The organism is Shewanella japonica (genome assembly GCF_002075795.1).
In the GTDB taxonomy this organism is placed as follows: Bacteria; Pseudomonadota; Gammaproteobacteria; order Enterobacterales; family Shewanellaceae; genus Shewanella; species Shewanella japonica.
The window spans coordinates 2,205,360-2,219,602 of sequence record NZ_CP020472.1 but is presented as its reverse complement, the minus strand read 5'-3'; the positions used below and the strand labels follow the sequence as shown (position 1 = coordinate 2,219,602).

At 40.5% G+C, this 14,243-nt stretch carries 12 protein-coding genes and 1 riboswitch; of the genes, 3 read left to right on the top strand and 9 right to left on the bottom strand.

From position 1 onward, the window contains the following. The 3 genes from SJ2017_RS09450 to SJ2017_RS09440 all read left to right on the top strand — a co-directional run bounded on the left by SJ2017_RS09450 (position 1) and on the right by SJ2017_RS09440 (position 3,883). Positions 1-1,809 (top strand): hypothetical protein, encoded by a 1,809-nt coding sequence (locus SJ2017_RS09450; protein ID WP_080915587.1) that lies wholly within the window; start codon positions 1-3, stop codon positions 1,807-1,809. Further along, positions 1,787-2,911, top strand: coding sequence for a DUF3541 domain-containing protein (locus tag SJ2017_RS09445; protein ID WP_080915586.1), 1,125 nt, complete (start codon positions 1,787-1,789; stop codon positions 2,909-2,911). The genes SJ2017_RS09450 and SJ2017_RS09445 overlap by 23 nt, the downstream gene beginning before the upstream one ends. A gap of 75 nt (positions 2,912-2,986) precedes the next feature. Further along, entirely contained in the window at positions 2,987-3,883 is an 897-nt protein-coding gene (locus SJ2017_RS09440) for a LysR family transcriptional regulator (RefSeq protein WP_080915585.1), read from the top strand. A gap of 48 nt (positions 3,884-3,931) precedes the next feature. On the opposite strand, the gene SJ2017_RS09435 is transcribed toward SJ2017_RS09440, so the two are convergent. From SJ2017_RS09435 to SJ2017_RS09395, 9 genes are all read right to left on the bottom strand, one after another. Then, a complete protein-coding gene (locus SJ2017_RS09435) occupies positions 3,932-5,170 on the bottom strand; it encodes a putative metalloprotease CJM1_0395 family protein (protein WP_080915584.1) in 1,239 nt (412 codons plus the stop codon). Positions 5,171-5,172: 2 nt separating this feature from the next. Continuing rightward, complete coding sequence (locus SJ2017_RS09430; protein WP_080915583.1) at positions 5,173-5,457, bottom strand: hypothetical protein; 285 nt, start codon at positions 5,455-5,457, stop codon at positions 5,173-5,175. Between the two features lie 129 nt (positions 5,458-5,586). Then, positions 5,587-6,696: a 2-iminoacetate synthase ThiH gene (thiH, locus tag SJ2017_RS09425; RefSeq protein WP_055025893.1), complete on the bottom strand. Its 1,110-nt coding sequence runs from the start codon at positions 6,694-6,696 to the stop codon at positions 5,587-5,589. 72 nt (positions 6,697-6,768) lie between these two features. After that, positions 6,769-7,533 (bottom strand): thiazole synthase, encoded by a 765-nt coding sequence (locus SJ2017_RS09420; protein ID WP_080915582.1) that lies wholly within the window; start codon positions 7,531-7,533, stop codon positions 6,769-6,771. A gap of 1 nt (position 7,534) precedes the next feature. Next, positions 7,535-7,738, bottom strand: a complete 204-nt coding sequence (gene thiS, locus SJ2017_RS09415) for a sulfur carrier protein ThiS (protein ID WP_080915581.1) — start codon at positions 7,736-7,738, stop codon at positions 7,535-7,537. Between the two features lie 29 nt (positions 7,739-7,767). Next, positions 7,768-8,652, bottom strand: coding sequence for a HesA/MoeB/ThiF family protein (locus SJ2017_RS09410; protein ID WP_080915580.1), 885 nt, complete (start codon positions 8,650-8,652; stop codon positions 7,768-7,770). Then, complete coding sequence (gene thiD, locus SJ2017_RS09405; protein WP_080915579.1) at positions 8,645-10,327, bottom strand: bifunctional hydroxymethylpyrimidine kinase/phosphomethylpyrimidine kinase; 1,683 nt, start codon at positions 10,325-10,327, stop codon at positions 8,645-8,647. Before thiD ends, SJ2017_RS09410 begins: the two co-directional genes overlap by 8 nt. Positions 10,328-10,330: 3 nt before the next feature. Beyond that, positions 10,331-12,349: a phosphomethylpyrimidine synthase ThiC gene (gene thiC, locus SJ2017_RS09400; protein ID WP_080915578.1), complete on the bottom strand. Its 2,019-nt coding sequence runs from the start codon at positions 12,347-12,349 to the stop codon at positions 10,331-10,333. 219 nt (positions 12,350-12,568) lie between these two features. After that, positions 12,569-12,667: riboswitch (TPP riboswitch) on the bottom strand. A gap of 197 nt (positions 12,668-12,864) precedes the next feature. Then, on the bottom strand, positions 12,865-14,172 hold the full coding sequence (locus SJ2017_RS09395; RefSeq protein ID WP_080915577.1) for a hypothetical protein: 1,308 nt from the start codon (positions 14,170-14,172) through the stop codon (positions 12,865-12,867). Positions 14,173-14,243: the final 71 nt, after the last annotated feature.

The following is a 14,243-nucleotide window of genomic DNA, read 5'->3' as shown; positions in this document are numbered from 1 at the left end:
ATGGCAACTGCTCCGGCAGTTGCCAGTCCTTTAAACCTCTTCATTCAGCAATGTTTGCAATTTAAGCCAACATTATCTCAGCTTGATACTCAAGCCAGTACTTCAACTCAAGCAGTTCAATTTGAGCAGCTCACCCTTGGCTTTAATAACATCAATGATAGACTGAATTACTATCGTGACTTAGCCCAAGATAATCAACGTGAAAGCATCTTAATGTGTCAGCTACATCTTGCTGATGAATTACAAGCCATGCTCAATTCTCCTAACTTAACGAAGTTGATCAGTAAGCTTGAAAATGATGAGCCTACCTACGCCAAATTATCGTTAAGACTGGCCACATTAAAAGCCACACAGTTAGATATTAACCTCAAGTCGCAACTCCATAATGCGCAAGCAACAATTAGGCGAAACTTACAAAGCCAATATCTCTCAATGGTATTTAATCAATCTGGCTGTGAATTACCTCAACCAATTAACTCAGCGACAGCGGAAATCAAGTCAAAAGAAACGCTCGACATGAGTAACGTAGAAACTAACGAAAGAAATAAGAAAGATTTTGATATCAGTTTAGCAAAATACCTTATTTTACAACCTGATGAACAATGCAGAAAAAGTGCTTGGATTGCTTACCAAACAAGAGCGAAAGAAAAAAATAAAACGCCACTTGCTGCAATTAAAACAATTAAAATGGCATCTAATGCCGCTAAGCCATCAATTTACTCAGCGCAATATTACGACAGCAATTTAACCTCTGCACAAATCACAAGATTTTTAGATTCTCAAACAAACAACATCAATGTAGCTCCATGGAATATTGGTCAGCATCTCGCAACGCTGCCTCATCAAGCATATCAAGGCACAACGTCAGCGTTAACGTTAATCGAACAAAGCATGGACGTGCTAAGTGATTTTGGCGTTACATTCGACGTGATTAAGCCTTATGCTCATAAGCTCGATAATAATCTACCCTCGCAACAAACTAATAATTTAAACCTTACCGGTACAGATAAAGATACTGATACTGATACTGATACTGATACTGATACTGAAAATCTCACGTTAAATGCAAATCAAAACACGACCATACGTGTTTGGCATGACAAACGTTTATTAGGCGAGTTATTTATCCACCCTGGCGAGAAAACAACGAGCCACACCATACGTTACCCTGTGATCGGGCATCAATTTGCGCAGGTTAGCATCAGTTATCGAGAAAAAATCAAAAATAGAAGACAAGCATTAAACGTTATTGACGCGATAGCGCAGGCTATTTCGGGACTTGCTAGAGGCAGTCAATTTTACTTAAACAATAAATTTGGCGCTTCAGCGGACCACCATCAACTTGGCCAGCATTGGTTAAGCCAATATATACAACTGCGTGTCCCACACTTGCAAGCCTCGGCGCGTGAGCAAGCCGCTAGCGTTTATCAGCAGCAATTAAGAGCGTTTAGAAGTCAGTTAATAATGCAGTTCTATTCAACATCTCATTTAGACACAGCAAGTTTACACAACACTTTTTATAATAGTTTTAATTCACACTGGTATGAAGCGGCAGATTTAACCTATAGTTTTAACGGCATTGCTAACGAAGGCATCGAGTATTATTTACCGCTATGGTATCAAGCACTTGTTAATGTCATTATTCACTCTCGTAAATCGTCAGTAACAGCGCGTCAAGTTTTTGAAATTTTTATTGTTAATGAAGATAATTTAATTCTCAGCGAGCAATTGGCCATTATACTAGCGCCACCCACTGATATTTCATCCATCATCAGGAGAATCATAAATGACGGCAATTCGAAAGATTAAATCATTTGCTTGTTTAGCTAGTTTTTCTTTGTTACTCACCTCTGGTGCAAGTTTCGCTAAAACTGGTGAATCCAACGATCACCAGCTCACACATGAACAAGTACGAAGTGCAATTCAAGTGAACCTAGAACAAAACATGTATTCTTTGCCGCCAAGAATTCAAGGGCACTATGGTTTAAGAATGTATCGAATGACAGGTGATGAAAAGTATTCTAATGCTGCATTAATTGATCTTATTACCATTACTGAGCGCCAAAACTTCTTTGCTTGTAACGTAGATAAACCTAATTTTATCAATGAACAAAGCCAACAAGCGATTAGCGTGTTAGGTAAAGGCCCTCGTGCTAAAGCTCGTAAAAAAGCACTAACGCCCTTCCCTGAGTTCATTTTCTACAGTGATATTTTATTACGTTATGCAAGTAGAACTGATGAATTAGGCTTTATGGGACCTTGTCATCAGCAAATGGTTAAGTCAGTAAAATCATATGATTTAGCGCCAGCATTAACCGATCCTGCAATGATAAAAGCATGGGCAGCACAACTGGTAAACTATGTCTATTGGGCTAAACAGCTTAATGTTGGCGATTATGTCGCAGAATATAAAAAAGCGTTTATTGAGACTTACCCAAATGAGCAGGATTCTGAATTAGATAAAAGGCAATTTAGAAACAAACTCTACGGTATGACGCACTTTATTTTTGCTGCAAGCGGCTATTATCAACAAGAAGTGAGTCAAAAAGAATTCCAATGGATTTTAGACTATTTCGATAGCAATATTGAACGAATTTTAACTGACGCCACTGACGATATTATTGCCGAAGTAGGTATTAGTTTCTTACTTACAGGCCAGCGAGATCATCCTGTGGTGAAGAAAACTCAAGATCACATAACCTCATCGTTTAATCCTGAGTATCAGCTTATTCCATCACCAAGAGGAAATCCTGATATGGTCATGGGAGAACATCGAAATGTGCTGGCAATGATGCTATTAGATTGGCCAAAAACGCTGCATAAAGGCCCATACTTAGCAAATATCAAAGCAACTCAAAAGTATTTGCCAGTGCAAGTCACTTCAAAAGAGAAGATTAAACCAAACAAGTAAGCTTAACTTGTTATATGGCGCGTTATACAACGCGCCATTTTTATATAAAATAGTAAAATACAAATAGAGAAAAAAATGAGTAGAGCTAAATCCACCCTAGAACAATGGCGAATAATACAATCAGTTGTGGATTACGGTGGATACGCGCAAGCGGCTGAAAAACTGAATAAAAGTCAATCTTCACTAAATCATGCAGTCGCTAAATTACAATCGCAGCTCGGTATTCAGTTACTTGAAGTTAAAGGCAGAAAAGCCTATCTAACTGAGCAAGGCGAAGTATTACTAAGACGCTCCCGTCATTTAACTCAAACTGTGGATGATTTAGAGTTACTTGCCAGTAATCTAGGGCAAGGTTGGGAGCCAAATTTAACTATTGCTCGAGAACTCATCTATCCGATGCATTATTTAGTCGGTGCATTGCAAGCCTTCTTACCACATAGTCGGGGCACTCGAGTCACTATTATCGATTCTGTCATTTCTGGTACTCATGAGTTAATTACGCAACAACAAGCAGATATCGCTATTTGTTGTGTTCCCCCGAAAGGCTTTATTGCAGAATCTATCTGTGAATCAGAAATGATATTAGTATGCTCCCCTGAACACGCATTAGCACAACAATCAGTGATTAATGACGATCAAGAATTAGCGCAACATTTGCAAATCGTTATTAAAGATACCGCAAAAGAAAAAACCATCGAGACAGGTTGGCTTAAGTCAGAACAACGCTGGACGGTAACCAATTTTCATGAGGCCATTACCATTTTAAAAAATGGGTTGGGATTTTGTTGGTTACCCGCTTATTTAGTCAGTGAAGACATTGCTAATAAGTCACTACATAGATTGTCATTAATCGGCAGCACAAGTCGGAAAATACAACTTTCACTGGTTGTACCCAACCGCGATAGACAAGGTCCTGCTAGCCAATTATTGGAATCGCTGATTCTACAACAGCATGGGCTTACTCGACTTTAGGCTTTTATTAAATAGACGATAACGCTGTAGCATATTGCAGATAATTGATTAAACAGCGATATCAATGGCTGATAAACGTGTATTGGTTTCACGTTCTGATTGAGGGGCTGGTTGAAAGTTTGATTGATCAGACAATGTGGAATTAAGCTGTTCAAGCTCTAGTCCACTATTGAGGCTGTCACCATCATCATTGTTAAAAATCTGACCTAAGTCATTAATATGTTGAGTTTCCTCTGTCGACATTACTTTTTCTTGTCGCTCGACTATAAGCTCTTTTTTAGCTTCATTTAATTTTCGAGTCGCTTCTGCAGCGACTTGTAAATCTGCTGATGAAGGCTGAACGGGTGCCATTGCTGCAGCGTAAACTTTCTGCATCTTAGTAACCGTAGCTTGAGCATCCCCTTCTATCACGCCGACATCAATATTTACCTTACCTTCTACTGCATAACGCTTACCATCCGGACCTTTTTCGTAGGTATATTCAGGAGAGTTAGCATAATTGCCACCGACTGCAGCATGAGCTTGTTCGTGAGTTTTAACTTCAAGATCTCTTGCTGCAAGTGCCTTGATAATTGCTTCATCTTTTTGTTGTTGAACCTTTTCCTGATCAGCTTGTTCTTTTTCTGCCTGCTCTACTTGGTCTTGCTTTTCTAATTTATCTTTCTCTGCAGATTGTTCTTGTTCAGTCGGCTCTTGCTGGCTAGAACTTGTGACCGCTTGTTCTGACTTCACAGATTGAGAAGTGTCAGCATTAGGATTAATGATCGGATCCTGTTCCGTTGATTTCTCATTCTTTAGCATGACAGTAGCGGCTTGATTGATATCACTCGCTCCCATTAGCCCCGCAACATTGACCGCACCGGTTTTTAAATTATAGGTTGCGCTACTTTCTGATGAAGTTTGAGAAATAGCAGTCTGTGATGAGGCCCCCGTAGGAATTATCGTTTGAAATGCTAGCTTATCAGCATGGCTAGCACCATCCATCTGACGAATTTGAGAAGGTGATATTTCAGGCGCATGTAGCGCTGTAGGTTCACTCTTACTTGACGTCACTAGTGCAGTCTTTGAAGGTGCGACTAGTGTTGATGGTGAAATAAAGGTTGGCGCTGCTAGACTTGAAGCTTGAGTTGAAACCAGGCTTGATGAAGTCGTGGTCTTTTCGGAATTTGAAACTGCCGTTAACGGAGTTACAGCATTCCTAGCTATAGCTGATTGGCTATATTGAGTGACAGTTTGTTCAGTTTGAATCATTTTAGGATTTAAACTGTGGCTAACCGCATTAATCATAATCAAACAGATAAATCGATAATTGTGCCGACATTTTCATTGGCGACATTAATGACCTCTGCAGATGCTTGACCATGATTAACCGCTTGTTGAGCATCAATTAGTGCTGACACTTTATCTGTCGAATTTGATTGACTACTCAAGCTAACTGTATCTTCAGCTAAATAGGCCGAAGATGAAGTTTGAACCGGTTCTAGTTTAGCCACTGTGGTGGTTGCCTGAGCAAGATCATTCTGAGCCCCTTGAAGGCCTTGAACACCTGAACTCATTGCTGAAGGTATTTGCATACTCGTTGCCCCTAATTTGTAGACAATCAAACTAACAACAATTATCAAACAAAATATGCAATTTGTACAGTGAGAGCGAGCTTCAATTTTCTTCACTTTCACAAAGAATATTGTTTATCAATCTACCTTCTAGCACCAAGCTTTTTCCCAATCTTTCCAGACGGGGTTTAAGCCTATAGTACGCATAGTATTTGCCATTTCACTGGCGCTACGTTCATCACTTATTTCAAACTGATCCAATTGTGTATTAGGGTTTTGATACCCGCCAGGCTCTGTTGAGCTCCCTGCACTGATATTGGTGACGCCAAGCGGCAGTAAATTGTTCCTAAAGCTGGGTTCTTCACGTGTTGACAAGCTAATCTCCAGTTGTGCATTGAATAATCTGAATGCACAAATCATTTGCACTAAGCCTTTATCAGTTAACTCAACTTTCGGAGTCACACCACCAGTACAAGGTCTTAATCTTGGTAGAGAAATACTATAACGAGAACGCCAGAAGCGACGTTCTAAATACGATAGATGATAGCCCATTAACAGTGCATCTAAACGCCAATCATCCAAACCGAGTAATACTCCGAGACCAATTTTATCAACACCAGCACTAGCTACACGCTCAGGTGTCGTTAACCGATAGACGAAGTCTTGTTTTTTACCACGCGTATGATGCTTAGCATAGGTTATGGGTTGATACGTTTCTTGATAGACCATAACAGCATCTAAGCCTAATGCTACAAGCGCTTGATACTCTTCTGTTTTTAATGGCTGCACTTCAATAGCAACATAGCTAAAATGTTGCTTAACTATTGGTAAAACATGGCTAAAATAGTCAATTCCTACTTTGGTTTCGTGCTCACCTGACACCAATAAGATTGAATCAAAACCACGTTGTTTAATGATCGAAATTTCTGCTATTAACTCATCATCAGACAATGTTTTTCTTTTCAATTTATTACTCATTGAAAAGCCGCAATAATCACATTCGTTAGCACATAAATTAGATAGATATAGAGGTAAGTACATACCAATATTGGCACCAAAGCGTTGTCTTGTTATCTGATATGCTTGCTGCGCCATTTGCTCTAAGTATGCAGATGCCGCTGGTGATAACAGTGCCATTAAGTGGTCGATATCACGCTGCGGGGCGGCAAGTGCACGCTCAACATCATTAGCTGTGCAGGAATATAACTGCATGGACAACTTATCGAGGTCTAATTGTTTAAAATAATCACTAAAACTCATCGTTTCATCCTGATAGAAAATCTACCGTCCATCAAATAACCTCTAAGGTTGATGATAAACTTCTCAGTTTGATCAGCTCTCTAAAAACTGTGTCAATGGACTGGTATGTTCAGCATGTTTTGTCACACTACCAAGACCTGCAAGATAAGCCATACGCCCAGTGTTAACAGCATCTTTAAAACATGTCGCCATATGTTGAGGATTGGCACTACTCGCAATTGCTGTGTTAACTAACACAGCATCAGCTCCCATTTCCATTGCCCGACACGCTTGTGAAGGCGCACCTATCCCAGCATCGATGACGACTGGAATATTAGCTTGCTCAATGATGATTTCTAAAAATGGTTCTGTCGCTAAACCCTGATTGCTGCCTATTGGGCTGCCCAGTGGCATCACAGCAGCGCAGCCAACTTCTTCAAGTCGACGACATAACACTGGATCTGCGTGAACATATGGCAACACCGTAAAGCCTTTTTCACATAACACTGAGGCTGCAGCAAGCGTTTCTATGGCATCAGGCATCAGGTATTTAGGGTCTGGGTGAATTTCAAGTTTAACCCAATTAGTGCCGAGCATTTCTCTAGCTAACTCAGCAGCAAAAATGGCTTCTTTCGCTGTACGAGCGCCAGCGGTGTTAGGCAATAGTTTCACCCCCATTTCTTGTAAAGGCGTGAGTAAGTCATCAAAGTTCTTGCTGAGATCGATACGTTTCATGGCTAATGTGACCAGCTGCGATTGCGAAGTCGATAATGCAGCTAACATGGTTTCAGTATCAGAAAACTTGCCAGTTCCGGTAAATAACCGAGATTCAAATTGGTGATCGGCAATAGTTAACATGTCAGCCTCCTGCTACCGCTGAAAAAATATCTATTTTATCGCTATCTTGACACTCAATTTGAGCCCAACGACTTCTTGGTACCACTTGTTCATTCAGCACTAAGGCCACTGTTTTAGGATTAATTTCCTTTGACTCAATTAACTGCAACAAACTCGGCTTATGACCTACTTCTTCTTGTAAGCCATTAAATTTTATCGTAATCATATATTCCAGCCTTACCTAGCTCAGTTAGGTTAACTTGTATAACAAACGGGACATTCAGCATCTTGACTCAGCGTAACTTGACGCCATTGCAAACTGCGAGCATCAAAAAGATGTAACAGCCCTATTAATGATTGTTTCGCGTCATCGTCACCACTAAGCCATTGCAATCCCATCAGTGTTTGCATTGATGCGACACTAAGCACTGCTGCATTTAATACACCGAGATCAGAACACTTTTGAGCCATTAAGGTATCTTCTGGGAACAGACATTGAAAACAGCCACTACGGATATTTGGCAGTGCTTTTGCTGACTTAGTTTGTGTTGAATTAGTTTGTATTGAATTAGCTTGTGTTGAACTTGCTAGTGACGTGTCATGCATAGATGCGGTTATTGATAAAGGCTCATAAGCCGGCGCAACACACAATAATTGCCCATGGTAACCACTAATAGCAGCACTAATTAAAGGTATTTGATACTTAACCGCGACTTTATTATTCAGCAATCTAGACTCGAAGTTATCAGTACAATCGAAAATAATATCGACACTTTGCAGTAGATCAGCATCCTGTTCAGTGAAGCGTTTTTGGCGGGCTGTTATTGTGCAGTCTTCATAAGCTGACGATAGTTTTTGCGCGGCAACGGTTACTTTAGCTTTACCAATATCCGAATCTGTAAATAACAGCTGCCGAGGTAAGTTAGAAAGTTCAACCTTGTCATCATCAAATAATATTAATTCAGCGATACCTGCTGCAGCGAGTTGTTGAGCCACTGCATGACCTAAGCCACCGAGTCCAATGACTACAGCCTTACTCATTTGCAGTGTTTGCTGTCCCAACTCGCCAAAGTCAGGCAGCAATATTTGCGCAGAAAAACGCATAAATTGCTGGTCACTCAGTCCATAAGCCTTACTCATCGCACACCTCTTCTAACTGAGGTCTACGAGTGACTAGATCTATAGGGCTATCACTTGCACGATGAGGACTAAACTCTGGTGCTAACCATTGTTTGTGCAGCTTTAAATAGGCGCTAGCTGGCTCATTTGCGGTTGTAACGGCTCTCACTACAGCAGCACTGTCTACACCTGTGTGCTTAATTTGTGCGAGTACCGATTCATTGATCCCACCTATTGCTACGGTTGGACAAACATGTTTTAACAACTCAGCATAAATCGAAAGCTTTTCTAAACCTTGCGGTTTAGAAGGCATCACTTTGGTTGTGGTGGCAAAGATATGCCCCAGTGCGATATACGAAGGTTTTAATTGATTGGCCAATAAAATTTCGAACACACTGTGGCTAGAAAGACCTAATGCAATGCCTGCACTTTTAAGGGCTGGTAAATCAGCGAGAATCGCATCTTCTTGCCCTAAATGCACTCCGAATGCATTATGTTTTAGAGCCAGTTGCCAATGATCATTGATAAATACTTGCGCATTGTATTGTCTACCTAATGCAATAGCTTGCTTAATATCTCGCTCAAGCTGCTCGCTAGAAACAAGACTGTCGGCTTTAATTCGTAATTGTACGGTCGTGCAATTCGCTTGCAGTAATTGCGCTAGCATCGCTATGTCATCAACAACAGGATAAATGCCGATATCACGTTGCAAACGCACAAACTCATTAGCTTGTGCATCATTGTTTAACTCGCTATCGAGTAATAATGCATTATAGATATAATATGCAATCTTAGGATAATAACTAATATCACTTGGCCATCCTGTTTTTGCTACAGGTCCTGCGCCTTTCCCATAACTAACACTATAGGTTAAGCCTTTTAAAACATATGCTTTTGCCATGACAATCGCATCATGCAAAACAAAACCTTTGGCCATAAAGGCAGCTATTGCACTTGAAAGCGTGCAACCAGTACCATGATTATTTGGTGTTAATACTCGTGGTGCGGTTAGCCAATATCGCTGAAATTGATGTTCTTCACTGACACCTAAAACTGCCTCACAGACAAATAAATCAATGGCATTATCACCTTGCCAACCATGAGTATCACCACCTTTAGCCAACACATGACAATCTAGATATTCACTTAACCAACATGACGCTTGATAAAAGCCATGCTGAGCATCAATATCAATATTCGATTGGGTTAGCTTTATAAGTTCATGGGCATTGGGGGTAATCAAATCCACTAGCCCTTTGAATGGAGTAAAATCTAACTCAGACTCACTATTGAGGCTGTCTCCAGAGCTTGAGACCATAACCGGATCTAAAATGATAGGGATAGTCTTAAAGGCCAATGAGCGACATTTAAATGATTTTATCCAACGGGCTATTAATTCAAGCTGTTTTTGATTGGCAATTAAGCCAATTTTTATTGCTGATGGCGCTAAATCCTCGGCCAAAGCATTTAGCTGGCCGAGTAACATTTCTTGAGAAACAGCGTCAACCTTTGCAACAGTCACGGAATTTTGCGCCGTCAATGCTGTGATAACACTGCAGCCAAAGCATGACAAATCATTAATTGTCGCTAAATCGGTTTGTATACCAGCGCCTCCACCACTATCAGAGCCAGCAATCGTCCAAACGATAGGCTTGGTACTTTGTGGTTGTTGACGCTGTTGATGAAATTGGTCCATGAATCACCCCTCAACAGACTCAGATTCCAATTCCATTTCAAGCTTATCGCTCGTCTTATTGAGTGGTTGATAGATTTCTGACCCTGTGGCTTTAAATTCAGCCGACTTTTGTGCCATGGCCGCTTCAATATGCTGAGGATCATTAACCTGAGAAGCACTAAATGCAGTTGCATCTACCACAGAAATGGTTTGAGAAACCACGTTATTACCTGCTTCACGTTCTTGTTTAGCAGCGTAATCTCGTACTTCTTGCGTGATTTTCATCGAGCAGAATTTAGGGCCACACATTGAGCAAAAGTGCGCGACTTTAGCGGACTCTTGTGGCAATGATTCATCGTGATACGCTCTTGCTGTATCAGGGTCTAAACCTAGGTTATATTGATCTTCCCAACGAAACTCAAAACGGGCTTTAGATAAGGCATTATCACGAATTTGTGCGCCAGGGTGCCCCTTGGCAACATCCGCAGCATGAGCCGCAATTTTATAAGCGATCAACCCTTGCTTAACGTCTTCTTTATTTGGCAGACCTAAATGCTCTTTAGGCGTGACATAACACAGCATTGCAACGCCATACCAGGCCATTTGCGCAGCACCAATACCTGACGTAAAGTGATCATATCCTGGAGCTATATCTGTAGTTTGAGGACCTAAAGTATAAAACGGCGCTTCATCACAGTGAGCCAATTGTTTTTCCATATTCACTTTAATGAGCTGCATTGGTACATGCCCAGGACCTTCGATAATGGTTTGAACATCATACTCCCATGCCACTTTAACCAATTCGCCTAACGTTTCTAATTCTGCAAATTGCGCTTCATCATTGGCATCAGCAATACTGCCTGGGCGCATGCCATCACCTAGTGACAGTGACACGTCATATGCGGCGCAAATCTCACAAATTTCTCTAAAATGCTCGTATAAAAAACTTTCTTTATGATGGCTTAAACACCATTTCGCCATGATCGAACCACCACGAGAAACAATGCCAGTAAGTCGTTTTGCAGTCATTGGCACATAGCGAAGCAATACTCCAGCATGAATCGTGAAGTAATCAACCCCTTGCTCTGCTTGCTCAATCAAAGTATCTCTAAACACTTCCCATGTTAAATCTTCAGCAACGCCATTAACTTTTTCAAGCGCTTGATAAATGGGTACAGTTCCAATCGGCACTGGCGAATTACGGATGATCCATTCACGGGTTTCATGAATATAACGACCAGTGGATAAATCCATCACCGTATCGGCGCCCCATCGAGTTGACCAGACAAGTTTTTCTACTTCTTCTTCAATAGACGAGGTCACCGCTGAGTTGCCAATATTGGCATTCACTTTAACCAAAAAATTTCGGCCAATGATCATTGGTTCAGCTTCAGGATGATTGATGTTAAGCGGGATAATTGCTCTACCACGAGCCACTTCTGAACGAACAAATTCAGCAGTTATTGGCTGACCTATACTTGCCCCAAAGGTTTCACCTTGAGCTTTTTGAGTTAAGATCTTATCGGTAACCTGCTCCCGAGCCATGTTTTCACGAATCGCGATATATTCCATTTCAGGAGTAATAATCCCCTGTCGAGCATAATGCATCTGCGTAACACACTTGCCCGTTTTGGCGCGTTTAGGAGACACTAAAGCCTCAAAACGTAAATGATCTAACCCATCGTCAGCTAATCTTTGCTGAGTAAAATTAGAACTAACCCCTTTAAGCTGCTCAGTATCTTCACGTTCTTCAATCCATGCTTGTCTAAATTTGTTCAAACCTAGACGGACATTAATTTTGGCATCAGGATCTGAATAAGACCCCGCGCAATCATAAACTTTTATTGGTGGGTTTGACTCGGTAACCGGATTCTCGTCATTGCCACCAATAATGGTGTCCGTTTGATGAATTTGGCGCATGCCGACTCGCAAATCATCTCGAGAGCCTGTCAGATAAATTTTTTCAGAGTTAGGATGTTGTAGTGGTTTTAGCGTATCAATAAACGCTTGGGCTTGTTCACGGGTTTGACGACGATTTGACATTAGCAACCTCAAAATTAATTAAATAGAGTTGCTTGTCTGGAGAATGATGTTGATGACGAGCGAGTTATAAAAACTCTGTAATTTGCTGATGAAGTTTACTCAAAAATGCTCCTTGAGCGTAAACTTTCTATGCTTTTACATTAGAAATAATTTGCTAGAAACAAAGCATAAACGGCTTTATTTTGAAACGAATCATTTACACGCTAAGCAAAAAAACGAGCAAATTAACTGCTTGTTTCCTTCGCAGGTTTTAACCTGATCAGGTTCAACGGATCCCGAATAAACGGTCTCAGCCATAAGGCACTCCGACAAGATGTCAGCAGTATACTCAGCTTAAATAACAAATTACAAGTGAATTTATATAAAGTTAATTAAGCTTGCGTTTGAAAATTACACTCAGTTAACCAACTGATATTATTGCATGTATTCTAAAACCAACTTATTAAAGCATAAGTTGAATGAATATTAATGACAGCAAATAAGTTAAATAAATCTCTAACAAACGAATAAATCATTTAGGGAAGTCGAATTTTAGCTAACCTTTTCTCAATTGACTTTGAAATGGCTTTCTTCATTTTGGCACTATCACAGGGCTCTGCATAACCTAACCCTTCAGCATGAGGATTTATTTGCGTAGGCAGTTTAACAACACGATAGCAGGTATCACCTTGACGCATAATTCGATTCGGATCTAAACGGTGATCAAATGTTGTTGCTTGACGAGTATCTTCAATAATAATGAGTTCAATATCTTCCATCTCCGGTGTCATTTCACTCACACTTGCACCACTGTTTGATGTTGCATTGCGTGCTTGATTACCGATTAATAAATCCAGCGATTGCTGATTCAAGTTTTTTAACATGTCATGGCTCGCTTGATTAATAATGGCGAGCTTGTCATTACTACCAATACCTATTGCCCCTGATTCGGACGAAAACAAATCACTGTCAAAAAGATGATTATCGCTATTCACTTGCTCAATATCTTGCAAGTACATACTTTCAACGTTATTCCAATTAAACGCTTGTTCTGACTCAACTTGTTGTAACAGTGAAGGTTTCGCTTTAACGGTATAACTTAATTTAACCACCGCTTTGAGTTCAGAGTCCTGTTGTGATTGAATCTGTTGCATTGTCACTTCAACAACAGGTGCTTTTTCTGGTTCAGGCGCCATTGTTCTTTCTTGACTGGCAGTTGCAGCATTCTCATCTAGCTCAGGTGCTGATTTTTGCAAATCATTTTCTTTTATCGATGCTTCTTCAGCTTTATGTTCTCGCTGCTTATCTGATGCCTCATCAATCGCTGGTAGTTCTGTGGCAACATCTTGAGTATTTTGTTTTGGCGTTTCATCTTCTTGCTGCAAAGATGCCTGTATTGCGGCTAGCTGCTCTGCCGTCATAAAGTAGGCGTTAATTTCTTTTTTACTTGGAGTTTCTGCCACATTTTCCTGTGACTCAACAACCTCGACAAATGCATCAACCGTTTTGTCTGCGACTTGCATTAATAACCAAAAACCTACTATGTGAACGGCTGAAATTCCAATGATCATCAGAGCCATTTTCCAATGATTTATTGGATTAACAGCTTTATTATGACGTTCATGTTGAGATGAAATAACAGGGGGTAATACAGGGGTGACAATCGCGTTCTCATATTGAGCAAGAGTCAAAGACGACTTAATAGGGTCAGCTTTATTCGAGATAACTGCCAATTCATATTGATTAAACTCAATTGGCACAACCTCTTCACTACGAGACTCTACTTTAAAAGCTTTATCAACATGTGCTTTAGATTCAACAGAGTTGTCTCGAGGTTGTTTCATTAGCGCTTCCTATCGCATTATGATGGTTAACATTTAGCAGGTCACTTACTCTATATACTGGCAGCATGAAT